The sequence below is a fragment of the Aquabacterium sp. genome (assembly GCF_048860245.1).
Taxonomy (GTDB): Bacteria; Pseudomonadota; Gammaproteobacteria; order Burkholderiales; family Burkholderiaceae_C; genus Aquabacterium.
Window position 1 is genome coordinate 1 of record NZ_JBLIZW010000030.1, and the last position, 24,049, is coordinate 24,049.

Annotated in this window: 22 protein-coding genes and 1 pseudogene; 16 read left to right on the forward strand and 7 right to left on the reverse strand. The window is 60.9% G+C overall.

Going from position 1 to position 24,049, the window contains the following annotated elements:
* The first annotated feature begins 115 nt into the window (after window positions 1-115).
* The 3 genes from ACMV18_RS03150 to ACMV18_RS03160 all read left to right on the forward strand — a co-directional run bounded on the left by ACMV18_RS03150 (window position 116) and on the right by ACMV18_RS03160 (window position 2,474).
* Window positions 116-352 carry a flagellar basal body L-ring protein FlgH gene (locus ACMV18_RS03150; protein ID WP_420816643.1) on the forward strand — a complete coding sequence of 79 codons (237 nt, stop codon included), beginning with the start codon at window positions 116-118 and terminating at the stop codon, window positions 350-352.
* A 73-nt stretch (window positions 353-425) separates the two neighbouring features.
* On the forward strand, window positions 426-1,409 hold the full coding sequence (locus tag ACMV18_RS03155) for a helix-turn-helix transcriptional regulator (RefSeq protein ID WP_420816644.1): 984 nt from the start codon (window positions 426-428) through the stop codon (window positions 1,407-1,409).
* Between the two features lie 3 nt (window positions 1,410-1,412).
* Window positions 1,413-2,474, forward strand: a complete 1,062-nt coding sequence (locus tag ACMV18_RS03160) for an AI-2E family transporter (RefSeq protein ID WP_420816645.1) — start codon at window positions 1,413-1,415, stop codon at window positions 2,472-2,474.
* Between the two features lie 5 nt (window positions 2,475-2,479).
* On the opposite strand, the gene ACMV18_RS03165 is transcribed toward ACMV18_RS03160, so the two are convergent.
* A complete protein-coding gene (locus tag ACMV18_RS03165; RefSeq protein WP_420816646.1) occupies window positions 2,480-3,319 on the reverse strand; it encodes a ComF family protein in 840 nt (279 codons plus the stop codon).
* Window positions 3,320-3,392: 73 nt separating this feature from the next.
* Between ACMV18_RS03165 and ACMV18_RS03170 the strand changes: the two genes are divergently transcribed.
* Together ACMV18_RS03170 and ACMV18_RS03175 are read left to right on the forward strand one after the other, a co-directional pair.
* Window positions 3,393-4,343: a methyltransferase domain-containing protein gene (locus tag ACMV18_RS03170; RefSeq protein WP_420816647.1), complete on the forward strand. Its 951-nt coding sequence runs from the start codon at window positions 3,393-3,395 to the stop codon at window positions 4,341-4,343.
* Between the two features lie 86 nt (window positions 4,344-4,429).
* Entirely contained in the window at window positions 4,430-5,122 is a 693-nt protein-coding gene (locus ACMV18_RS03175; RefSeq protein ID WP_420816648.1) for an SCO family protein, read from the forward strand.
* On the opposite strand, the gene ACMV18_RS03180 is transcribed toward ACMV18_RS03175, so the two are convergent.
* The 5 genes and pseudogenes from ACMV18_RS03180 to ACMV18_RS03200 all read right to left on the reverse strand — a co-directional run bounded on the left by ACMV18_RS03180 (window position 5,095) and on the right by ACMV18_RS03200 (window position 8,638).
* Window positions 5,095-5,958 (reverse strand): D-hexose-6-phosphate mutarotase, encoded by an 864-nt coding sequence (locus tag ACMV18_RS03180; RefSeq protein ID WP_420816649.1) that lies wholly within the window; start codon window positions 5,956-5,958, stop codon window positions 5,095-5,097. The genes ACMV18_RS03175 and ACMV18_RS03180 overlap by 28 nt on opposite strands.
* Window positions 5,955-6,851: a DUF429 domain-containing protein gene (locus ACMV18_RS03185; protein ID WP_420816650.1), complete on the reverse strand. Its 897-nt coding sequence runs from the start codon at window positions 6,849-6,851 to the stop codon at window positions 5,955-5,957. The genes ACMV18_RS03180 and ACMV18_RS03185 overlap by 4 nt, the downstream gene beginning before the upstream one ends.
* Window positions 6,852-6,853: 2 nt before the next feature.
* Window positions 6,854-7,283, reverse strand: a pseudogene (locus ACMV18_RS03190) (BLUF domain-containing protein).
* A 4-nt stretch (window positions 7,284-7,287) separates the two neighbouring features.
* Window positions 7,288-8,013, reverse strand: coding sequence for a GTP cyclohydrolase I (gene folE / locus ACMV18_RS03195; protein ID WP_420816651.1), 726 nt, complete (start codon window positions 8,011-8,013; stop codon window positions 7,288-7,290).
* 115 nt (window positions 8,014-8,128) lie between these two features.
* Window positions 8,129-8,638 carry a hypothetical protein gene (locus tag ACMV18_RS03200; protein ID WP_420816652.1) on the reverse strand — a complete coding sequence of 170 codons (510 nt, stop codon included), beginning with the start codon at window positions 8,636-8,638 and terminating at the stop codon, window positions 8,129-8,131.
* 426 nt (window positions 8,639-9,064) lie between these two features.
* Between ACMV18_RS03200 and ACMV18_RS03205 the strand changes: the two genes are divergently transcribed.
* From ACMV18_RS03205 to ACMV18_RS03230, 6 genes are all read left to right on the forward strand, one after another.
* Entirely contained in the window at window positions 9,065-9,778 is a 714-nt protein-coding gene (locus ACMV18_RS03205) for a M15 family metallopeptidase (protein WP_420816653.1), read from the forward strand.
* 130 nt (window positions 9,779-9,908) lie between these two features.
* The gene (locus ACMV18_RS03210; RefSeq protein WP_374256128.1) at window positions 9,909-10,175 is read left to right on the forward strand and encodes a PAAR domain-containing protein; all 267 of its coding nucleotides are present in this window, start codon (window positions 9,909-9,911) and stop codon (window positions 10,173-10,175) included.
* Window positions 10,176-10,245: 70 nt separating this feature from the next.
* Window positions 10,246-11,769 (forward strand): hypothetical protein, encoded by a 1,524-nt coding sequence (locus tag ACMV18_RS03215; protein ID WP_420816654.1) that lies wholly within the window; start codon window positions 10,246-10,248, stop codon window positions 11,767-11,769.
* Window positions 11,770-11,787: 18 nt separating this feature from the next.
* On the forward strand, window positions 11,788-15,651 hold the full coding sequence (gene tssM, locus ACMV18_RS03220) for a type VI secretion system membrane subunit TssM (protein ID WP_420816655.1): 3,864 nt from the start codon (window positions 11,788-11,790) through the stop codon (window positions 15,649-15,651).
* Between the two features lie 8 nt (window positions 15,652-15,659).
* Entirely contained in the window at window positions 15,660-16,634 is a 975-nt protein-coding gene (gene tagF, locus ACMV18_RS03225; protein ID WP_420816656.1) for a type VI secretion system-associated protein TagF, read from the forward strand.
* Window positions 16,635-16,690: 56 nt separating this feature from the next.
* Window positions 16,691-17,434 (forward strand): OmpA family protein, encoded by a 744-nt coding sequence (locus ACMV18_RS03230; protein ID WP_420816666.1) that lies wholly within the window; start codon window positions 16,691-16,693, stop codon window positions 17,432-17,434.
* A gap of 20 nt (window positions 17,435-17,454) precedes the next feature.
* On the opposite strand, the gene tssA is transcribed toward ACMV18_RS03230, so the two are convergent.
* Window positions 17,455-18,525 (reverse strand): type VI secretion system protein TssA, encoded by a 1,071-nt coding sequence (gene tssA, locus ACMV18_RS03235; protein WP_420816657.1) that lies wholly within the window; start codon window positions 18,523-18,525, stop codon window positions 17,455-17,457.
* 194 nt (window positions 18,526-18,719) lie between these two features.
* Here tssA and ACMV18_RS03240 point away from each other — a divergent pair, with 194 nt between their 5' ends.
* From ACMV18_RS03240 to ACMV18_RS03260, 5 genes are read left to right on the forward strand one after another with little or no spacing between them, the layout of a single operon-like run.
* Window positions 18,720-19,490 carry an energy transducer TonB gene (locus tag ACMV18_RS03240; protein WP_420816658.1) on the forward strand — a complete coding sequence of 257 codons (771 nt, stop codon included), beginning with the start codon at window positions 18,720-18,722 and terminating at the stop codon, window positions 19,488-19,490.
* A 5-nt stretch (window positions 19,491-19,495) separates the two neighbouring features.
* A complete protein-coding gene (locus ACMV18_RS03245) occupies window positions 19,496-20,335 on the forward strand; it encodes a MotA/TolQ/ExbB proton channel family protein (RefSeq protein ID WP_374256119.1) in 840 nt (279 codons plus the stop codon).
* A 24-nt stretch (window positions 20,336-20,359) separates the two neighbouring features.
* Window positions 20,360-20,815, forward strand: a complete 456-nt coding sequence (locus ACMV18_RS03250; protein ID WP_374256118.1) for an ExbD/TolR family protein — start codon at window positions 20,360-20,362, stop codon at window positions 20,813-20,815.
* A gap of 30 nt (window positions 20,816-20,845) precedes the next feature.
* Entirely contained in the window at window positions 20,846-22,054 is a 1,209-nt protein-coding gene (locus ACMV18_RS03255) for a CaiB/BaiF CoA transferase family protein (RefSeq protein ID WP_420816659.1), read from the forward strand.
* Window positions 22,055-22,102: 48 nt separating this feature from the next.
* Entirely contained in the window at window positions 22,103-24,004 is a 1,902-nt protein-coding gene (locus ACMV18_RS03260; protein WP_420816660.1) for an MFS transporter, read from the forward strand.
* The last annotated feature ends 45 nt before the right edge of the window (window positions 24,005-24,049 follow it).

Consider the following 24,049-nt stretch of genomic DNA (forward strand, 5'->3'; position numbering starts at 1 on the left):
CGCCTTGAAGGTCAAAAAGCTCAGCAACGAACTCCAGTTATCCCTCCTGTAGTGGCACGCTGACTAGGTCAACCTAGTCAAATCAACCACTTACAGCATTTGGTGTCGAACTCGGGTGCCCAACGGTCACTTGGCCGTGGCTGGCGAGAAAGGTGTGGCACTCAACGGTGGCGTCAGCACATTGAGGGTGTCGGGCGTGGTGAATCCCAACGACATTGGGCCAGGCAACATCGTGTCGTCAGTCAATATGCTCAATGCACGGTACGAGTTGGGCGGCCAAGGTGATGTTTCGGATGCTGCCACCAGAAACTGGTTGCAACGCTTCCTGACCAAGCACATGACTATTTGGTGAGCCAGCGCCGCCACAACAGCCTGCTAAAGTCCGCAATCAGTCATTCATTGATCACGGACCAAAGCAGCACACCATGGGAAGCAAGACCGAACGTTTCTACAAGATCGAACTGATGATCCGCAATCGCGGGCAAGTCAGTTTTGAAGAAATGCTCACAGAGCTGGAAGTCTCTCGCGCCACGCTGAAGCGCGATCTTCAGTTCTTGCGTGACCGATTGGGAGCGCCGATCGTCTATCACCGTGACGACAATGCCTATCGTCTGGATGAGGGCGACCAGGGCGACAAGCATGAGCTGCCCGGCATGTGGTTTGATGAGCGCGAGCTGTATGCCATGTTGATGGCGCACCAGTTGCTGTCCCAGCTGGATCAGGACGGTACCCTGAGCCGGCACATGGCCCCGCTGCTGGACCGGATCTACCAACTGCTGGGGACCGATGCGACCCCCAGCAAGGATGTGATGCGCCGTGTGCGCATCATCAGCCCCGCGCGCCGAGCCGTGCCCGGTGTGGTCTTTGAGACGGTTGCAGCGGCCTTGTTGGCGCGCAAGCGCTTGCATCTTCAGTACTTCACGCGCTCACGCAAGAAGGCAACGGAGCGTGTGGTTTCGCCTCAGCGCCTGATCCACTACCGCAACACCTGGTATCTGGATGCGTGGTGCCATGAGTCCGACGAGCTGCGTCGTTTCGCGTTGGACGCCATGGAGCAAGCCACGTTGCTGGACACCAAGGCCAAAGACCTGTCGCTCAAGCGCGTTGAGCAAGAGCTGGATGGCGGTTATGGCATCTTTGCCGGCAACCAGGTGAAATGGGCGACACTGCAATTCAGTGCCGACGTGGCGCAGTGGGTCCAGCGTGAGGAATGGCATCCAGAGCAGCGCTTGACGCCGCAGCCTGACGGTAGCCTGAAGATGGAGTTGCCCTTCGTGGATCAAACCGAGCTGGTCATGGACCTGATGCGCTTTGGCCCGGACGTGAAGGTCGTGTCGCCCGCCGGCTTGCGCCAGGCCGTGGTGGATCGTCTGACACAAGCGCAAGCGCAGTACGCCAAACGTGCGTGATGCATGACTGACCATCGGGAGCACGACGTGGTGACTTCACGCGCAGATCGCATCTTGGCCATCGTGGCCCTGGCATTGCTGGGCATTGGCTGCGTGTTCGTGCTATGGCCCTTCCTCAGCGCCTTGGCGTGGGCGGCCATCTTGGCGTCCACTTGCTGGGCCCCCATGCTGCGCTTGGACAAGGCATTCGGTGGTCGTCGTGCCATGGCAGCGGCAGCCATGACAGGTTTGATCACCTTGGTGTTGCTGGTGCCCGTCGTGGCCGTGGCTTTGGGCTTGGCTGACAACCTCAACGAATTGGGTCAGGCTGCCAGCCGCATCGTGGCCAATGGCCTGCCCGATGCGCCGGATTGGCTCAAAGATCTGCCCGTGATCGGGCAAGCCATGTTTGCGTACTGGCAAAAAATGGCCCACAACGGCAAAGTCTTGATGGCCGAACTCAACAAGGTGGCCGAGCCGTTGCAAAGCATGGCCCTGACCGCCGGGCGCGTGGCCGGACGAGGGGTGGTGGATGTGGCCCTGTCCGTGTTTTTGGCGTTCTTTCTGTTTCTGCACGGTGAGGCCTTGGCGGCCCGTGTCAGGGTGGCGCTGCTTCGTCTTGCGGGGCACGCGCGTGCTGACTATCTGCTGGACCTGACCAAGGGCACCGTGCATGGTGTGATCTACGGCATTCTGGGGACAGCACTGGCCCAAGGGCTGCTGGCGTCTACAGGCTTTCTGATTGCTGGCGTGCCTGGCGCCATGCTGCTGGGCGTGGCCACTTTTTTTGCTTCGGTGCTGCCGATCGGCCCACCGTTGATCTGGGGTGGTGCCGCCATCTGGTTGTTTCAACAACAAGAAGTGGGCTGGGCCATTTTCATGGCGGCCTGGGGCTTTTTCCTCGTCAGCACCGTCGACAACGTCATCAAACCCTTCATCATCAGCCGCGGCTCCAGCTTGCCGTTCGCCGTGGTGTTCATGGGGGTGCTGGGTGGGGTGCTGGCTTTTGGGGTGATTGGCGCGTTTCTTGGCCCCACCTTGCTGGCGCTGGGCTATCGCTTCATTGGTGAGTGGACTGCCGAATAAGCGCGTTACTCGAAGCGGCTGTGGGTGCCGGTGCGGTGAGAGGGCCGGGCCCAAGGTTCGGTTTCGGGCCAAATGGAGTCCGTCGACCCCTGTAGCAGCTGTTCGGGGGCGGGTGTGCGGGCCACGACCCATGCGGTGATGCTCCGTGCCCCGGCCTCGCGCAACACGGCGGCCGCTTCACTGAGCGTGGCGCCGGTTGTCAACACATCGTCAACGAGCGCAATGTCCCGCCCTTGGATTTGGCGGAGAGCTTCGGGGTTCATCACGAAGGCGCCGCGGATCTGTTGACGGCGAGCTTCTGCATCCAGATTCATCAAGCGCTGTGTTTCATGTGTGCGCCGTAACACATCCGGGTGAGCGGCGGTCCCCTGCAGGCGGGCCAGGTGCCGCGCAATCAACCAAGCCTGGTTGTAGCCGCGCTCTTGCTGTCGCTTCACGGACAGCGGAATCGGCACAATCAAATCGACCGGATGGGGATGCTTCGACACCGCATCGTTGAGCAGCCTGGCCAACATCGGCGCCAAGGCCGTGTCATCCATGAATTTCAGGCGCGCCAGCAACCCTGCCCAGGGGGCAGCATAGTCCAGCGCAGCAATGGTGCGGTCAAACTCCGGAGGGGCTTCCTGGCATGCTTGGCAAACCGAATCGTTGGCATGGTGGGGGAGCAAGATGGCGCATCGCGCGCACCGCATCCCCGGCTGACGCCAGCGCGTCAGGCACGGTTGACACACCAGCTCGGACTGCCAACTCTGACACAACCGGCATTGCGTCGGCAACGCCAGAAAAGATTTCAGACGAGACAGGCGAGAGGGTAGGTAAAGCCCATCGGTCGATGCGGAAGACATGGAATCAATATACTGGGACCCCCCGATCCATGGGTATCACCCGCAGTGGGGACTTACCCGCCCCATTACAGCGATGACCGAGAATCTTTCACGTTCTGTCAGTTCTTCTCAGCCGGCGTGCGCGCCACAGCCTGAGGCGATTGATCGCCAACTCCGTCGCTTGGCGCGGCGGGCCCAGACGCCTTGGCTGCATGAAGAGGTGGCGCGACGCCTGGCCGCCAAGTTGGGTCCCATCCGGATCGAGCCCAAGCGGTGGTTGCATTGGTCTGCGCACTTGGGTGGTGGATCTGAAAGCGTGGCCGAACACTATCCCAATGCGCAGAAGTGGATGGTGGAACCCCATGCGGCGCTGGCGGACCGGATGCGCGCATCGGCGGCTCAGCATGCGCGCCGAGACTGGCGCACCCTGTGGCGCAAGTCGGCCGAAGAGATCTTTCTGGAGCCTGTGGGCCGTGATGTGCCTTGGGCGGGCGATGGGGTAGACCTGTTGTGGGCCAACATGACCTTGCACGGCAGTGCCAACCTGCCTGACATGATGGCCCGTTGGCACCGGCACTTGGCCGTCGGGGGATTTTTGATGTGCTCGGGTTTGGGGCCCGACACGGCCCGAGAGTTGCGTCAGCTGTATCAGCAGATGGGCTGGCCGCGTCCCACCATCGACTTTGTGGACATGCATGACCTGGGCGACGAACTGGCCAAGGCGGGATTCACCGATCCCGTCATGGACATGGAGCGTCTGACGCTGACTTGGGCCTCACCGCAAGCCATGCTGGACGAAGTGCGAACGTGGGGGGGCAATGTCGCGTGGGGGCGCTTCGCCGGCTTGCGCACGCCACGCTGGCGGCGCCAACTGATCGATGCCATTCAGCAGCATCTTGGTCGACCCGATGGGCGCGTGGGCTTGACCTTGGAGCTGATTTACGGGCACGCCATCAAAGGTGCGCCACGTGTCAAAGTCGAGGCTGAAACCCGCTTCTCTGTTCAGGACATGAAGCAAATGATCCGGCACAGTGACAAACGCTGAAAGTTTGCGCTGCATCGGCTTCCTGTTTGCGAGTGACCGGTAAAGTCCGGCGCATCCTCTCCATTCAACCCCGCTTGACTCATTTCATGCACAAGTCACCGTTTGCCCTCCATCGCCGCGTTTGGCTGGCGACCGCTTGCTTGGGCTTGGCGTTCACGCTGGTTGCGTGCGACAAGTGGTCCGCCCCCAAGCCGGCCAGCGCGCTGAAGTTCAATGCGGTGGACATCACCGGCGCAGATTACGCCCGTCAGCTTCAACTCAAAGACGTGGATGGGCACCCTCGCTCCCTGAGCGAGTTCAAAGGCAAGATCGTTTTTCTGTTCTTTGGCTACACCCAATGTCCCGACGTGTGTCCCACCACCATGGCTGAACTGGCCGAAGTGCGGCGTCGTTTAGGTGTGGACGCTTCGTTGGTGCAAGGGGTGTTCGTCTCGGTGGATCCTGCTCGGGACACGCCTCAGGTATTGAAGGCGTATTTGCACAGCATGGACCCGACGTTTTTGGGACTGACTGGCTCGCAAGAAGAAATCGACAAGGTCAGCCGCGAGTTCAAGATCTTTTATCAAAAGGTGCCGACCAAATCTGGCAGTTACACCATCGATCACACGGCCGGCGCCTACGTGTTTGACACCACGGGGCAGGTGAGACTGTTTGCCCGCTATGGCATGGGTGTGGACGCATTGACGGCCGACATCAAGCAGTTATTGCCTGCTCATCCGCCCGTCAACGCATCGGCCCCGTCGGCCGCGAATCAAGCCGCCAGCAGCGAAAAGCTCTGACGGCCGCTCCACTCTTCGTCCGGTCCCAGGGTGACCGGCTTGAGCACCTGTGCTGCTTCGATGCACAACATGTGCTGCCATCCCTCGGCAGGCATGTCGGGCAGCGCTGCGCACTTCTCGGGGCCGGGATTCCAGATGACCGTGTCCGAGAAGCCTGCGCTCTCGATGCTCAAGCGCCGCGGCCCGTCACGGAGTAACAAGTCCCGCGTGTGCGCATAGATGCGGTCCACTTCACCATGGAAACGTTTTTCCGGGTGATCTTCCAGTGTTTCGCCGCCCACCACGCGGTCCTCGTAGCGGCAGCCCTCCAGCCCTTGCAGGCGCACATGGGACAGTTCCGACACACCCAGGTAGGTGTGAAGTGCGGCGGCAAACGGCCAGCGACTGTCACCCGGGTTGTGGGCGTACAACTCCAGATCCAGTCGACCCGCCCCCACGGAGATGGTGAGCTCCAAAGTGAACGCGTGGGGCCAGATGGCGCGCGTCTCGGCGCTGTCGTCCAGCACCAGGGTCAGCAAGGCACAGTCCTTGTCTCGACGGCTGCTCTCGACAGTCCAGCGGCGCGTCCGTGCAAAGCCATGTCTTGGCAGGCTGGTGTCGGGGCCGCGAAGCTCGAATTGCGGAAAGATCACCGGGACCCCGCCGCGCACAGCCTTGCCCTCACCGGCAACCGCCTTGGGTGAGAGGTAAAGCTGCTCCTCGCCACCCGCGGGCACCCAGGACACCACTTGTGCGCCGTGCAGCAACACGGTGGCGTGGGCGCCGTCTGCAGCTTGCACGCGCACGGCGGGCTCGCCCAATACTTCCAATGTTTCAAAAATCAGGTTTTCACTCATGCCGTGAGTATCCATCCTTCAACCGGGTCGATGCATGTGGGCAGGCCCCACAACGGATGACCTTGTTGATGCTGAACCAGCGCCCATGCCGCCTGCATCATGCACATCACGGCATCCAGCTGATCGCCCTTGTGATCTGCGGCCAGTCGATCTCGCTGGGCCGGCGTCATTTTCAGACGCAGGCCAAGGCGGCTGTGTCCCGCTTCCAGTGCATCCAGGATGGTCAGTCTGGCCACGAGTCGGTCAGCATGGTCTGTGGATTCGTTCTTATAGCTGCGACGACCAATCAGTTCATGGGCCAGAAAGCCGGGGTAGGCCTCCAGTGCGATCGCATGGTCTCGACCGGCTCGCATCGCTGGGATGCTGACATTGGCCTGAACCAGACGCCAGAACCCCTCAAAGTACATCTTGCCGACGGGTACGTACCGTGTTTGCAGCGGGCTGGTGCTGGAAATGCCTGGCATGGCCTGATCGGTCGGGCGATGTGGCAATTTGCTGCCGGGGGCACGTTCTGGGTGCCAAGTGGTTCCCCACCCGTCGATCAAGGCCTGAAACCCGGCTCGATCGACACAGTGGTGCCGCAACGCGCTGATCAGCCGGTCGCATTCTGGGTGTGCGGGTGAAGGTGTCTGCAGGCACAGCCGAAGGTCTTGCGGACCATGTTCTCTTAAGACATCCACAAAAGACCGCGGCAAACCAAATGGGAAATCGCACCCCATCACAAAGTTGCCAGCTTCGCCCAGATGGTTGGCCCACTTTTCAAGCGTGTCCAACTCTGACACACCCGTCAAGCGCACCACATGGCCATGCAGAGCCCCATGCGCCAAGGTCAAAGGCTTGCGCTGACTGGGTGCGCAGCTGAAATCCAGCCCAAAGAGCCCGGGTGAATCCACCGTCAATTGGAGCGGCTGATGATGGAGGCCGTTGCCAGCAACTCATCCAGCAAAGCCATGGCGGCGTCGCCCGACACGGCATAGGGGTCCAGCACGGCTCGTTCCGAATACTTCAGCAGAATGGACGGGTTGACGCGCTCCAGGTTCACCTGGCCCATGGTCCAACCCGCGAAGTGACGTTCAGTGATTTCCTCGTACTTCAGCAAGATCACGTTTTTGTGCCGCGCGTCGGCGCAGATGCGACGGTACAGCGCATTCACGGTGTCGCGGCCCCCCCTCCAGCACCTGCATGAAGATGTCTCCACTGTGGCACAGCAAGCCGGTGATCCCCAAAGCCGGGTTGGTCTTGCGCGAGGTGGCGAGGATGGCGTCAATGACGTCGGACGTCATCACATCGGCGCTGCGACTGGCGTACAGCAGGCGAACCAGCATGGCATCAGCCTTTCTTATGGTTGACCAGAGAGAGGAATTCTCGGCGCAGATGCGGATCTTTCAGGAACGATCCACGCATCACGCTGTTGATCATTTTCGAGTCCATGTCCTTGACCCCACGCCAATGCATGCAGAAGTGATCTGCCTCCATGACCACAGCCAGGCCGTCCGGATTCATGCGCTTTTGCAGCACGTCGGCCACTTGGGTCACGGCTTCTTCCTGGATTTGAGGGCGGCTCATGATCCAGTCAATCAGCCGCGCATACTTGGACAGGCCAATGAGGTTGGAGTGCTCGTTGGGCCTGATGCCGATCCACACCCGGCCGATGATCGGGCACAAATGGTGTGAGCAAGCGCTGCGAACGGTAATCGGCCCCACGATCATGAGCTCGTTGAGTCGCTCCACATTGGGGAACTCGGTGACCGGCGGGGCGGGTTGGTAACGGCCGCGAAAGATCTCATTGAGATACATCTTGGCCACACGCCGCGCGGTATCTTGCGTGTTGTGGTCGCTTTCGGTGTCGATCACGAGGCTGGACAGCACATCGTGCATCTTGGTCTGAACCTCGTCCAGCAGCGCGTCCAGCTCACCGGGCTCGATGAATTCGGCGATGTTGTCGTTGGCGTGAAAGCGCTTGTGGGCCGCCTTGATTCGCTCGCGAATCTTGACGGATACCGGCACACCATCCGGAGAGTCGGCGTTGTCGGGCAGAGAGTTGGAAGAAGTCATGTCGCGTCCTGGGGGCAGGGCCTCTTACAGATAAAAGGCATCCTAGCGCGCCAGCCGGTATTTTGCCTGTGAGGCCGCCCGTTTCCCTGCCCGAAACAGGGATGCCGTCACAGAGTCAGTGGTGTTCGCTGCAAACACTCGCGCCGGCGTGCTGAACGCAATACCTGGCGCGGCATGCCGAAGCAGCGGCCCCCTCCAGCGAGGCGCATCGCTGCCATGCGTCTTCGCTGGGCGTGTGTCCTCCCGGCTTACGGTGGTTGCTGTGCGCAAACATGGCCTCCAGCAGTGCCACATCGTCATCCGCATGTTTGCGCTTGGCTGGCTTGATGGCCGATGGTGGCTTGTTGCTGGTGGAGCCCACGGCGGCAATGATCTCTGTCCGCGCAGCGGGCGACGTGGACACCGTCTCGTGTGTGGCGTTGGCGGGCGTCGAGGGGATGGGGGCCGCTGGGCCCACCGCCTCCATGATCTCGATGGTGGCGACCTGATCTGCCTGCGGGTGCGGCCCTGATGATGCCGGATGCGAAGTGGCCGCGGCTACGGCAGTGCGATGGGTAGGCGCGACGCTGGGCGCATCAGGATGACCATCCTGGATCACCATGGCAAAACTGACCAAGACACTCACAATCCCCACCAACATCAGTGCGAGCAGGACTTTGGATTGCCAGGACTGACCTTTGTTGCGGCGACGTGATCGTGAGGCGGACCCACCCCGTCTGGACGATCGACGGGACGATTCCAGCGTCGATAGAATGCGCACGCTTTGAAGCTCATCGTCCGCGCCTGAAGCCCCTGTGTCCATGCCTGCGAACAGGCTGGGTCGGTCCAGTGACGGCCTTTCCGAAGGGATGGGCCGCGCGGTGTGTGGAGGCAAAAGATTGCCTTGGTCATGGCTCACGCCTGACTCCCTGTTTTTTGTTGATCGGCGCATTCTAGGGACGGCCGATCTGCTGTCCATACCGCAATTGGCGGGGTTGCAAACAATCGTTACAGCATCATGCAAGCTGCCTGGGTTCTCCTGTTGTTCATGGTCGGTGGGCTTGGCCTAGGCATGGTGACCTTTCCAGAGGTGCGTGACTGGATGTGGCAGACCTGTTCTGGTCGGCTGTTTGTGGCTCGGAGACGGACCATCTTGGTCCTGGGGAGTGTGGTGGCATTGGCCTTGCCGGTGTGTCTCGCGCTGTCGTGGGGTGCATGGGGGACACGTTCGATCGACGGGTTTGATGACCGCGTGGAGCCGGCCAACACGCAGGTCGCACATTTGCTGCAAGGCGAACATCTGGTGCCGCCACCGCCGCTCCCGCCTGAAGCGTTCCAGTCAGCCGAGGTCGAGATGTCTCGCCCCTTGCTTGCATCGGCAGATCGTCGTTGGGATCAGATGGACCCAGAGTTTGTGCAGTTGCTGCTGTTGGCTTTCAAGATCATGAAAGACGAGCACGGCTATGACATGGCCTTGCTGGAAGGGTGGCGGAGTCCCGAGCGACAAGCGATGCTGGCTCAGAAGGGGACCCACGTCACCATGGCTGGTGCTTGGCAGAGCTACCATCAGTACGGTGTGGCGGCCGATTGCGCGTTTTTCAAAGAAGGCAAGCTGGTCATCTCCGAGCGAGATCCCTGGGCGATGCGTGGCTATGCACTCTATGGTCAAGTGGCCGAACGTCTGGGGCTGACGTGGGGTGGGCGTTGGCAGTTGCAAGACTTTGGGCACGTCGAGTGGCGCAAGCCCGGCATCAAGGCCGCCATGCGCGCCGCACGTAACCCTTGAGTGCAGACGACACACTTCGTAACGCCATCTCCCCAATAGCGGGGGAGACGCTCATGCCCCCCCAACCTTAGACTGCGCCCGCACTCACAACGATTGGGTGCGTGACCTATAAGCAGCAGGGAGCGAGGCCATGGGCCGACCATTCATTGTCCTGGGGGACACGACCAGTCACGGCGGTACGGTCGTTGGGGCATCTGGCACGACCGATACACATGGCAAGCGCATCGCGCGTGTGGGGGATCAAGTGACCTGCCCCAAGCGCAGCCACGGCACCACGGTCATTGTTTCCGGTGACCCGACCATGCTCATTGACGGCCAACCGGCTGCACGTCATGGCGACATGTGTGCGTGTGGCGCCACCTTGATCTCGGCGCAAGCCGTTTCCACCGCCCACTGACTCCCTCGCTGTCAGACGCAGCAGGCGCAGATGCTCGTTGCATCGGTGCTGTTCGCATCGCAGTCTATGTATGACCAAGGTTCTGAAAGCCGGCGGCCTGTGGCTGTTGATCTCCATCATCGTCTGGGTGGTGTCCATGTGGCGCTGGCAGGGCGCTTCTGATGTCTCAACGGGACAGATCGTGGTGCAACTTGGGGTGCTGCCACTGGCGCTGACGCTCGTCTTCATCGGGGTGCTGTTTGGCGTGCAGCGTCTTCGGCAAATCGCTGTGCATGCGGATCTGCCAGCGGCACCACCTGCGTCACCGGATGCATCGGCTTCATTCGGTTCGGATGATCCGCACCCGCGTGGACACGCGGCCTGGCTCTTGGCCGATGCCGTGACGCTGACGCTGGGGAACGATGCCGACAGCGCCTGGCGCTCTGCGCGAACGGGCGTGCATCGCCCAGGTCTGGATGCCAACTTGAAGGACCAGGATGATCTGCCTGTCTTTTCTGCTCGCGTCACAGATCTTGACCTCGATCCATGGTGGTCCGGAGAACCTGACTTGCCAGATTGCCTGAAGCGAGCACACGTTGTCAGGGTGCTGCAGTTGCTGTCGCCATCCCTGCGGCAGATCCTCGATGCGCTCGGATCTTTAGCTTGGTCGTCTGAGGATATCAATTCCAACCTCCACACGGAGCGCCAGGATTCATTCGCCATGCCCAACCACCTTTCTGGCGTGGCGCAACCTGCGCGAGGTGGCGTGAACCAAGCTGAGCACAGGCTGCAACTGGCTGTGCGCTTGATTTGGCCGCAGCATTGGCAGCCGGATGTTCGAGACGCCGCCACCGAGTGGGTACGTCGTCAATCCGGAGTGCTGTTCGATTGGGCGGATCGTCATCAGGTGCAGGATGTGAGATGGCAAGTCGGCGCCGTCGAGGGCGAGCAGGGATGGTGGCGTGAGTGGGATCAAGTGTTGAGCCATATGGGGCAAGAGATCCGGCCGAATCTGCTCATGATCTTCGCGGCAGACAGTGCGCTGGATGACGACGCAGTGGCGCGCATGCAAGCCCGGGGTGAGTTGTTTACGGCCCAACATCAGGCCGGGCGCATCCCGGGGGAGGGGGGCGTCGGCCTGATGTTCGCCAATCGTGCGGCGGCAGACCTGCTTGGGTCTCAGCATCCTGACATGCTGGGTGTAAGACCGTCCATCCGCGCGCAACGAGAGAAGTCTGCAGATGCCTTGGGGCGCTCGGGATGTGGTGTGTTGTCTGACTTGTTGACCATGTTGCATGCGCAGTGGCCTGGCGAGGCATCGGCAATCAAGGTGATTTCGGATGCCGATCATCGTGCCAGTCGCACGGCCGAGCTATACGAAGCCGCCTTGGCAGTCGTGCCTGAGGCTGATCCGATGACCAGTGTGATCCGCTTGGGGGATGCCTGCGGCGACCTCGGCGTGGTGCGCTGGCTGGCGCCTCTCGCCTTGGCCGCGGCGGCGGTGCGTGCGACCGAGCACCCGTGCGGGACTGCATGGGTTGCGCATGTTCACGATCCCCATCACCGGACCGTGCTGGCGGTGACATCCACCGAGTTAAGCGCTCGGTTAGCTTGATCAAAGATGGAAGTTTGAATGCAAAGAATCTGGCAGTTTCTTCTGGACGCCCGCACGCTCACCGTGATTGGCGTGCTGGCATTGGCGGCCCTGCTGCTGATCGGTGCCGATGCCTTGCGTGTGGGGATGGTGTGGGCCATCACCATCGTGGCCATCTTGCTGCTGGCAGCTGCGGGGGTGTGGGGTCGCAAGCGTTGGCAAGAGCGTCAGGCGGCTCAGGCCATGGCGCAGGCCTTTGATGACGAGGCGCAAAAGGCCGTCCAGGCTGCAGCGTCATCCGGCAAGCAGGATGAGGTGGCGGCTGTCCGTGAGCGCATGTCAGAAGCGGTGAGGCTGATCAAGCGATCGAAGCTGGGCGAAACGTCGGGTGCCGCGGCACTGTACGAGTTGCCTTGGTACGCCATCATCGGCAATCCGGCGGCCGGTAAGAGCTCTGCCATCGTGCAGTCTGGGTTGAAGTTTCCGTTTGCCGATCACACGGACAACGTCATTCAAGGGATTGGCGGAACACGGCACTGCGATTGGTACTTCACAACCGAAGGCATTGTGCTGGACACCGCAGGTCGCTATGCCGTGCATGAGGAGGATCGCAGCGAGTGGTTGGGCTTCTTGTCTCTGTTGAAGAAGCATCGCCCCAAAGCGCCGATCAACGGGGTCATCGTGGCGGTCAGTGTCGCGGAGTTGGGCAGCAACAAGCCTGAGTTTGCGATTGACCTTGCTCGGAAACTGCGCCAGCGGGTTCAGGAGCTGACAGAGAAACTGGAAGTCTTCGTGCCGGTCTATGTGCTGTTCACGAAAGCAGACCTGATCGCTGGCTTTGTCGACTTCTTTGAAGATCGTGATCGTTCGGAGCGTGACAAAGTGTGGGGGGCGACCTTGCCTTACGACACCATGACGCCATCTGGCGATCACGGGGACGCGGTGGCTCAGTTTGAGGTGCATTTTGACAAGCTCTATCAAGGGCTCAAAGACGCATCTGTGGCGCGCATGTCGCTGCATCGGGGCGAGCAATTGCCACCGGGCGTTTTGACCTTTCCGCTGGAGTTTGCTGCCCTCAAACCTTCCCTGCGCACGTTCGTCAACACGCTGTTCGAGGACAACCCGTACCAGTTCAAGCCCATTTTCCGGGGCTTCTATTTCACCAGTGCGGTGCAAGAAGGGCAGTCCACCAGCCGTGCCAGTCAGCGTGTGGCCGATCAGTTTGGTTTGCAACTCCTGCCTGGGACTGCCGCAGCGGTGTATTCACAAAGTGGCTTTTTCTTGAGAGAGCTCTTTTCCAGAGTGATCTTTGCCGACCGTGAGTTGGTCAAGCAATACACCAGTCGAACCAAGATGCGTGTGCGCTATGCGAGCTTCATTGGGGGCATGGTGCTGCTGGGCATGCTCATGGCTGGATGGACCTGGTCTTACATGGGGAACCGGCAATTCGTGGCCAATGTCCAGGCCGATTTGAACAAGGCCCGACAAGTTCAAAGCGACCGGGTGGACTTGGCCTCACGCCTCGAGGCACTGGCCATCTTGCAGGATCGGCTGGAGCAAGTGCAGCGGTACCGAGATGCACATCCCTGGTCGATTGGATGGGGGCTGTACCAAGGTCAGGCCATCGAGGAGCGCTTGAAGGAAGAGTACTTCCACGGTCTGGACGCCGTGCTGCTCAAGCCATCAGCGCAAGCGATGGCATCGTATTTGACGGAAGTGAATGCCCGTGCCGCTGAATTGCGACCCGTTCAGCGCTCGGGTGAGGCGAGTGCCCAGCAGGTGACTGCTGCAGAGGCGGCCTCGCCCGTCTCTGCCTCGACAGTGATGGACCGAGATCCACCCGCCGCTGGGGTGCCGTATTCGACGGCATCCAGTACCAATGTGACGGAGGCCTATAACGCGCTGAAGGCCTACCTGATGCTGGGTGACCGAGATCGTCTGGAGCCGGGACACATGAGCGATCAACTCACTCGGTTTTGGCGCAGTTGGCTGGATGCCAACCGAGGCAACATGCCTCGGGAACAGTTGATCCAGCGGGCAGAACGGGTGTTGTCGTACGCGATGGCGCAGATGGCTGATCCGGCGTTTCCTCAGCAGGAGCTCAATCTGACCTTGCTGGACCAAACCCGAGAGAACCTGCGTCGGGTGATCAAGGGGATGCCTGCGCGTGAACGCGTGTACGGAGAAATCAAGGCTCGTGCTGCCACGCGTTTTGCGCCGGTGACCGTCGCGCGCTATGTCGCGGACGCCGATCGAAACATGGTGGCGGGCAGCTATGCCGTGTCAGGTGCCTTCACCAAAGAGGCCTGGGACCAGTACGTGAAGGATGCCATCCAGAACGCAGCCCAGAAGGAGTTGCAGTCGACGGATTGGGTGCTCAAAACCAATGTGGCAGATGACCTGACCTTGGAGGGGAGCCCGGAGCAGATCCAGAAAGCCCTGACGCAGTTGTACAAGGCGGACTATGCGCGCGAGTGGCAAAAGTTCATGCAAGGCATCACGGTGCAGGAGTTTGGCAGCTTTGAGCAGGCCGTGGTGCACATGAATCGCCTGGGTGATGCCACCACTTCGCCGGTGGGCGTGTTACTCAAGACCCTTTATGAGCAAACGTCCTGGGATAACCCGTCGATGCTCAATGACCGCCTGGCAGAAGGCAAGAAGTCGTTTGGTGAATGGTTCAAGCAAAAGGTCTTGGGCATGGCCCCGGCTGCGGTGCCCGTCAATGTGAGTGTCAGTCTGGGAGGTGAGGCGCAGATTCCCATGGGTCCCATCGGGAAGGAATTTGCCAGCCTGAACCGACTCATGATGCCGCGCGACGGTGGCGAGCCATTGGTCCGCACTTACCTGGCTGCGCTGTCCAAGATCCGTGCGCGTTTCAATGACATGAAGACGCAAGGGGATCCTGGCCCTGCCGCACGTCAGTTCATGCTGCAGACCTTTGAGGGCAGTGGTGAATTGGCCGAAGCGTTGAAGTTGGTGGATGAGCAATTGCTGACCGGGATGAGCGAATCGGCCAGACAGGCACTGCGTCCGCTGCTGGTTCGGCCCTTGATGCAGGCGTTTGCCGTCATCGTCAAGCCAGCCGAGGCCGAGCTCAATCGCGTCTGGATGGCGCAGGTGTTCGAGCCCTATCAGCGGACCCTGTCGATGAAGTACCCGTTTGATCGTTCTGCCAAGATCGAGGCCAGTCCTGCTGAAATGGCCAAGGTGTTTGGCGTGGAGGGCAGCGTGGCCAAGTTTGTCGAACAGTCTCTCGGCGCATTGGTCTTGAAGCGTGGCGACAGCTTGAGCGCACGCACTTGGGCCGACATGGGCGTGACCTTGACCCCGGAATTCACCGGCGGCGTTGCAGCGTGGGTCGCGCCTTTGGGTGGACAAGGTGCGGCCAGCGGCAGTGGTGGGGCCGGTGGTGCATCTTCAGACGCGCAGACGGTGTTTCAGATGCTGCCCGTGCCTGCTCCTGGACTGTCGGAGTACACCGTGGAGGTCGATGGGCAAACCCTGCGGTATCGCAACGGTGTCGCCACATGGGGGCACTTTGTCTGGCCGGGCCCAGGGACGGCGGGCGTCAAGATTTCGGGCGTCACCCATGATGGTCGCAGCGTGGTGTTCTTCAATGAGCCAGGCCGCTTTGGCTTGGAGAAGATGATCAATTCTGCTCAGCGAAGACGGGTGGACGGCCAGACCTTTGAGTTGCGCTGGGCCAGCACCGGGCTGAATGTGGCCTTGCAGTTGCGCATCATCTCGAATGCAAGCACCGCTTCTTCTGAGCCTGCCAATGCGAACCCCAATGCCGCGGTGGCGGCGAAGCCGGGGCAGTTGCCCGCCATGATCGCAGGCAGCGCTGAAGGTGGGGCCGCTCAGACCGGGCAGGGTGCTCGTGCAGGGGGGGCGGCATTGTGAGCCGTGTGATGTCTGACCCGACCGATCTGATGTATTTCGGGAAGCTCCCGTCGCGTGGGGACTTTGTTCGCAGCCCCCATCATGCCAATCTCATCGACTTGGTGGATCGATGGCAGTCACAGACCATGGAGCGACTGTCGTCAGATCCGCGGTGGAAGTTGACCTATGACAGCGCGCAGCCGATTCAGTTTGCGGTGCTGGGGACGGGGAGCAACGTGGGCCTTGCGGGGCATTGGATGGCCAGCCAAGATGCTTCAGGGCGGCGTTTTCCTTTTGTCACGGCAGCATCGTTCGATCTGAGTCTGCCGACGCAATTTGCCTCGCTGGCACCCATTGCGTTGTGGAAGACCTGGTCGAGGCTGGAGCAGGTCAGTCGTGTGGCGCATGCCGCAACGGATTTTGCTCATGCTCAGGCCAGCTTGCATGCACCCATGCCAGTCAATGTGAGTTTGTCTGGTGCGCGGGTCGTTTTGCAGGATTTTCTGGATACACACACCGTGGCCAGCCTGGAGCAAATGCTGGCTGCGGGTGGCGGACGGTTGGTGATGAGGCAAGCCATCCTGGCTCTGGGCTTGTTGCTGCAGCCTGCCATGACGATGGGCGCGTCGCGACTCACGCGGGTGTTGCGTTTGCCTTTGCCTGCTGACGCCGGGAAGCGCGGCTTGGTGGCCGCGTGGTGGCTCTCTCTCGTCCTGGGCTTCTTTGCGCGGCATGAGATCGAACTGGGCATGTATCTGACGGTGCATGCCGAGGGGCCCCAACTCTTGCTGGGCTTTCAAGGTGCTTCTGCCGCAACCTTGCATGCGGTGATCGATCCCGTGGTGTTGTCTGCGCAGTCGGTGAGCCTGCAGCAATCGGAGTGGGTCGAGGGCGAAGTTCTATCCGACCATGGCGTTCGCAAGCTGTCCAACTATTTATTGGATCCAAGCTTGTCACTGGCGCAAGCACTGAGCAGTTTTCAAGAAGTTTTCCTCGGGGTGTGACGATGCGATATCAGCGCTGGAAGAATCGGGTCAAGGTGGTGACGTCCGTGGCGTGCATGACGATGGCAACGTGTGTTCAAGCACAGGCCGGCGCGCAGGTGCAAGGACCCGGGCAAGTGGTGGTGTCTGGCACGGTGCCGGATGAAGCCACGCGGGTGGCAGTTCTGGCTCGCCTGCGAGATCTGTACGGTGCTGATCGTGTGGTCGACCAAGTGTCATTGGGCGCCGTGGTGGCACCGCCCCAGTGGTCGCAGCACGTTGGCAAGTTGCTCAGCCCCGCGCTCAAGCAGGTCACCCATGGGCAACTGAGTGTGCAAGGCACGACGATTGACCTTCGGGGCGAGGTGTCCAACGAGGCTGTGCGTCAGCAGGTGGCGGGCGACATGGCTCAGTCTTTGAATCCCACCTACACAGTGCGCAACGGGCTTCGTGTCGCCGTTCAAGAGCAAGCGGTGATGGACAGGACATTGGCCAATCGCATCGTGGAATTCGAGCCGGGCAGTGCGGTGTTGCGCCCGGCTGGCTTGCTGATTCTGGATGAGATGGCCGCGACGATGTCGAAACTGAAGGAGCGTCGCTTTGAGATCATTGGTCATACAGATGCCTCAGGCAACCGTCAGGCCAACGTCAGCTTGTCCCTGGCCAGGGCGCAGGCCGTGAAGAGCTATCTGGTCGGCAAAGGGATGCCCGCCGATCGATTGAGCACCACGGGTGTCGGGCCCCATCAGCCTATCGCCAGCAACGAAACAGAGGAAGGGCGCGCACGCAACCGGCGCATCGAGTTTCGGGTGGGAACCTGATGCGCCACTTGGGTGCTGAGTCAATACGCTGGCGGGTCAACGGGGGCCAGTCCTAGAAGTTCTTGAATGTGAGACATGGCACCTTGCTCTTTGACGACTTCGCGTAGCCATTCGTGCAACGGCATGTCGCCCCATTTCACCGCCTTGTCCACCAGATAGGCGACAGGGCTATGCGGCTCGGTTCGACGGAAGAACTGCGCCACCTCGCGCAATTGCTGGAGTGCTTGCGCCCGACCGTACAGCGTGCTGGGTGCAGCCATGTGCCCGGTGGATTCACTCGGCGTGTCGGCATGGTCGTTGTGCAGGTCTGCTGCGGGCTGTGCCTCCGGCATCAGGGCGCCAGCCTCTCGGCCCAGGCGGGTGAGTTCGTGCTCGGCCTTGGCGAGGGCTTCTTTCGCCGCGACAAAGCTGGGGCCAGCTGCGCCGAGTTGTTCGTCGATGACGCCTTGCCAGTCCTGAAGATGGCGCAGACTGGCCTGGAGACCATCGAGTGCGGTGCGCAGGTGCGTGGCAGGCGTGTCGCGCAGTGCCCGATTGAACTGGTCAAGGGTCACTTTGCTGTGTGCATCTTTGGCCGTGTCGTCGGGCGCGCGCTCTGCGACCGCGGCCTGCTGACGCGCGATCTGAAGATCGCGTAGCGTGAACGCCGTACCGTGTCGTCCCTGGGTAACGGGCAAGGTGTCCGACAAGGTCACCACGCGTTGCAGGAGCCAGCTCATGTTGCCAATGCGTTCTTCCTGATCTCCGTCATCTGCTTGCGGGTGGACGGATGGCCAGTAGCGTCGGCAGAGTGCTGTGCACAACTGCAGGCCGTGGCTCAGGCCAGGATAGCCTTGCGTGAGCGTCCAGGCTTCGGTGAGCCACATGGCAACGCGCAAATCCTTGGTTTGGCTTTCCAGCAGGCTTTGGCATTGCTCGGCAACACCAGGCCAGTCCGCCACCTTCAGTGTGGTGACCCATTCGCCCTGGTCCAGGGTGGGGTCATCTTCTCGGCGCATGTCGGCAATGTGATCGAAGGCGGCGGAGAACGACAGATCAACCCCGCAAGGAGTGTCAGGCGCGATGGGCGCCAGCAGTACTTCTAAGTCCATGAGATCCCTGATTCATGTTGAGCCTCCCTAAAAAACAGGGGGCGTTTGTGGGCGAAATCTTCACATGGCATCGACCCGACAAGGTGCCCCCCATCGCGGGTGTCTCGGTAACCTGATGTGTCGGTGCCGTGGGGCTTTGAGTTTTGTTAATAAGAGTGATTCGCAATTGCAAATAAAAGTGTTAGACTTGCCGCATGGCTTCTCTCGCGCTTTCTCCGACACATCACCCGCTGCTGCCGCCGCCTGATTTGAACCCGGTGCAGCGCTGGTTCCTGGCCGCGAGCGTGCTGGTTGTGCATGTGGTGTTGGCTGCCGTGGTGGTCACGGCCATGCGTGCGCCAGAGTTGGTCGCGGAGCCCCGTGCGATGGAGGTGGCGTTGATCGCTGACACGCCTCAGGTGCAGCGCGCACAGGATCCCGTTGACCCTCAAGTGCCGCCCCAGCCAGCCGTTGCGAAGCCCGCCCCGGCACAGCCCCAGTTGCCTGCGCCTGTACTGGCTGCCAATCGCCCCGCTGCGCCCAACGATGTGCAAGTGGCGCCGCCCGCACCACCGGTGCCCCCGAAGCCCACGGAAACGGCTGCACCCACCAATCCGTCGGCCGCAGCATTGCCGGCCGGCCCCACGGGGCCTGTGACCGCAGCGCCCTCCAGTGACGCCGGTCGTCAGCCGGTCGTGCCCAAAGTGTTGCCCTCATCGGCGGTCCGCTATTTGGTGGAGCCGGATCTCATTTATCCACGTGCCTCGCGTGAGCTGGGCGAATCAGGCGTGGTCCGACTCAAGGTGTTGGTGGATGAGCATGGCCGTCCACGTGACATCGAGGTCGTTCGCTCGTCCGGCTATCCCCGTCTCGATCAGCAGGCAGTGCTGGCGATGAAGAAAGCACGATTCCAACCCCACCTGGAGGACGGCGTGGCCCGTACTGTGTGGGTGGTTGCTCCCCTTACGTTCAATTTGGAAGACTGATCATCATGACTGATTTGGCCGCCTCCGCTCCTGTGATGGCTGATACCGCAAGCGCCGTGGACGCCAGTGCCACCGTGGCGACACAAGCCGCTGCACCCGAGTTGGGCTTTACCCATTTCATTGCGCAAACGGATGCCGTTGGTCAAGGGCTGTTTGCCATTTTGGTCATCATGTCCCTGGTTTCCTGGGCTTTGATCGTGACCAAGGGGGTGTCCTTGTTCCTGCGTCAACGGCGCAGCAAGACATTCCTGGATTTTTTCTGGAATGCCACGTCGCTGGAATCGGTTCAGCACGAAATTGCGACGCACGGTGTCCATGAGCCCTTCGCGCATCTGACCGCACATGCCATGCATGCCCAGGCTCACCACGCTCGCTTTGGCGCAGCCAAGCTGGAAGAGGCGGGCAGTGCGCAAGACTTCCTGACACGCACGATCAAGAAGGTGCTGGACGAGGACACCATGCGCATGGAAAGTGGCCTGAGTGTGTTGGCCACCATTGGCGCTACTGCACCTTTCGTGGGCTTGTTTGGCACCGTCTGGGGGGTTTACCACGCCTTGCTGGCGATTGGTGCGACGGGGGCAGGGACGCTGGACAAGGTGGCCGGCCCGGTTGGCGAAGCGCTCATCATGACCGGCGTGGGTCTGGCTGTGGCGATTCCTGCCGTGATGGGCTACAACTGGCTGACGCGTAGCAACCGCGTGTGGGGCGCTCGACTGGATGCCTTTGCGTTCGAATTGTTCACGTTCTTGTCGACGGGTCAAACACTCAAAACCAGCAGCGAGCAGGACGCGGGCAACGGTGCGGCTGCCAACGTGCGTGCCATCAAGCCAGGCTCCGCAGCCTGATCTCGGACCGGAGAGGATTGAATCATGGCCTTTGCCAGTTTCGACAACAAGGGGAGCAGCGCCCCGGTTGCAGAGATCAATATGGTGCCGCTGATTGATGTGATGCTGGTGCTGCTGGTCATCTTCATCGTGACGGCCCCGTTGCTGAGTCATCAGGTCAAGCTGGAGTTGCCCAAGGCCAGCGCACAAGTGATGTCTGCCAAGGCTGAGAAGATCGACTTGTCGATCGATGCAGACGGTGTGCGTTATTGGAATGGTCAGGCCTTGAGCCGTGATGAAGCGGCTGCACGTTTTGCAGCTGAGGGTGCCAAGCCCACTCAGCCGGAAGTGCATTTGCGCGCAGATCAGGCTGTGCCTTATCGGGCGGTGGCCGAGACTTTGGCCGATGCATCCAAAGCGGGCTTGACCAAAATCGGTTTTGTGACGGATCCGGCCCCTGTGAAGGGTGCTGAGCACAACGGCAAGGCGAGCAAGCCGTAAAGAGCGTTGGGGTCGCGCTACCATGCCGGCATGCGTACGCCTGACCTGACTTCCATCGTGCCACCACAGGCCCTTGCCGGTCTGAAAGTGGTTGAACTGGGCCAGCTGATTGCTGGCCCTTTTGCTGGCAAGACCCTGGCCGATTTTGGTGCCGAGGTGATCAAGATCGAGCCCCCCGCGACCGACAGTGGTGCGGGCGGGGATCCCTTGCGCCAGTGGCGCATGCTGCACAACGGAACCAGTGTGTGGTGGCAGGTTCAGAGTCGCAACAAGAAGAGTGTGGTGCTGGACTTGCGGACGGAGGAAGGGCGCGACATCACCCGGCGACTCATCGATGAGGCCGACGTGGTGATTGAGAATTTCAAGCCAGGCACCATGGAAAAGTGGGGCATGGGCTATGACGCACTGAGTGCCCGCAACCCTGGGCTGATCATGTTGCGCATCAGCGGCTATGGCCAGACGGGGCCGTACAAGGAGCGACCAGGTTTCGCCGTGGTGGCGGAAGCCATGGGCGGCATGCGTTATCTCAATGGTGAGCCTGGTCGTGCGCCGGTTCGTGCAGGGGTGAGTCTGGGGGATACCTTGGCCGCGTTGCACGGTGTCATCGGGGTGTTGCTGGCGCTGCAGGCTCGGCAGCGTTCGATCAGTGACGATGCGCCCAAAGGCCGGGGGCAGGTTGTGGATGTGGCTCTGTATGAGGCCGTGTTCAACTGCATGGAGAGTTTGCTGCCAGAGTATTCAGCATTCGGTGCCGTGCGGCAGCCTGCTGGCTCTGCGCTGCCGGGCATCGCCCCCAGCAATGCATATCCTTGCCAGGACGGCATGGTGGTCATCGGTGGCAATGGCGACTCCATCTTCAAACGCTTGATGATTTCGATCGGTCGGGATGACCTGGCTACGGATGCCGAGTTGTCCAGCAATCCGGGACGCGTCAAACGTGTGGACGAGATTGACCAGGCGATCGGTGAGTGGACCGGGGCTCGATCCGTTGAACAGGTGTTGGCCGTCTTGAACGCGGCCAGCGTGCCGGTGGGGCGCATTTATTCCGCACAGGACATTGCGCAGGATCCGCACTATCGTGCCCGTGACATGATCGTGCCTGTGATCACACCCGATGGCTTGACCGTTGACGTGCCAGGCATCGTGCCCAAGCTCTCTGTCACGCCCGGTGCGATCACGCGAAGGGCACCGACGTTGGGTGAAGACACCGATGCGGTGCTGGCGCCATGGAAGCGCTGAGTGGTGTCGTTCATGGCGTGTTGAATCGGGAAGCAAGACGTGACGGATATGTCCTCTGAAAAAGAGCGTGGGCAATTTGCCTTGTTGTCGCAAAAGCGGTTTGCTCCGTTTTTTCTGACGCAGTTTCTGGGTGCCGCGAATGACAACCTGCTCAAGTTCGCGTTCACGGTGTTGGTGACCTATCAACTCCAGGTGAGTTGGCTGCCTGCGAAGCTGGCGGGTTTGGTCATCGGTGCACTGTTCATCTTGCCCTTCGTGCTTTTATCGGCCACCGCTGGGCAGTGGGCTGACAAGTATGACAAGGCCAAGGTCATGCAGGCAGTCAAGGGCTTGGAGATCGTCATCATGGTCCTGGCCACGGTGGGGTTCTGGATGCAGTGGATTCCATTGCTGCTGGGCTGCGTGTTCTTGATGGGCTTGCATTCCACCTTGTTCGGGCCGGTCAAGTACGCTTATTTGCCCCAGCATTTGTCGGAGCGTGAGCTCACCGGGGGCAATGGCCTGGTGGAGATGGGGACCTTTGTGGCCATTTTGCTGGGCAACGTGGGGGGCGGCTTGCTCATGAGCGTGCCAGGCACCGGTGTGCACTGGGTGGCGGGGGTGTGTTTGGCGGTGGCGGTGTTGGGATGGCTTGTCGCGCGAGGCATTCCAGCTTCGCCCTCGTCGGATCCGACCTTGAAGTTGAATTGGAATCCCGCGACCGAGACGTGGCGAAATCTGAAGCTGGCTTATGAATATCCCAGCGTGTTTCGCTCCTTGCTGGGTATCTCTTGGATGTGGTTTTTCGGCGCGGTGTTTCTGTCTCAGTTCCCGGCCTTTGCGCGCGATGTGATCGGGGGCGATGAGCGGGTGGCATCCCTGTTGCTGGTGGTGTTTTCGGTGGGCATCGCGGCGGGTTCATTGCTGTGCGAAACCTTGTCGCACCGGCACGTGGAGATTGGCCTGGTGCCCATCGGTGCGGTGGGGATGACCGTCTTTGCGTTTGACTTGTATCTGGCCGCAGCGGGCTTGCCGCCTGTGCAGGGAGCTTGGCTGACAGTCAGCGCTTTCGTGTCGCAACCTGCGCATTGGCGGGTCATGGCGGACCTGGCGTTGTTGGCGTTCAGTGCGGGGCTCTACAGCGTGCCGATGTACGCATTGATCCAGCTGAGAGCCAAGGCCAGCCACCGGGCACGCATCATCGCGGCCAACAACATCCTCAATGCGATCTTCATGATCGTGAGCAGCGTGATGGCCGGTGCGCTGCTGGGCGCGGGTTTGTCCATTCCTCAGGTGTTTGGTGTGACCGCTGTGTTGAATGTGATCGTGGTCGGGTATGTGTTCTGGTTGATGCCCGAATACATCATCCGTCTGGTGATGCTGGTCATCACGCGTGGGGTGTACCGCTTGCGTGTGCGTGGGGATGAGCACATTCCCACGGATGGACCCGCCATCTTGGTGTGCAACCACGTGAGCTTTGTCGACGCCATCATCCTGGGCGTTTGCAGCCCGCGCCCCATGGTGTTCCTGATGGATCACCGCATTTTCAAGACCCCCGGCATCGGCTGGTTCTTCCGCATGGTCAAGGCGATTCCGATCGCGCCACAAAAGGAAGATCCGCAAGCGTACGAGCAGGCCTTCGAGCGTGCCAGGCAGGTTTTGCGAGACGGCGATCTCTTGTGTTTGTTCCCGGAAGGCGCCATCACCCGCGATGGGCAATTGCAAACGTTCAAGGCTGGCATCATGAAGATTCTGGCGTCTGACCCGGTCCCCGTGGTGCCGGCCGCTTTGCACAATCTCTGGGGTTCCACCTTCTCGCGCATCGAGGGGGCGGCCATGGCCAAGCCGTTGCGACGTGGTTTGTTCAACCGCGTGGGGCTGGTGGTGGGGCCGGCCCTGTCGGCCAGCGAGGTCTCGCCTGAGGGGTTGCAAACCCGCGTTCAGGCTTTGTTGAACGAGCCGTCACCCTGATTTCGAGGGGCGATGGGATGGGGTGAGGGTGGCAAAATTCTGACC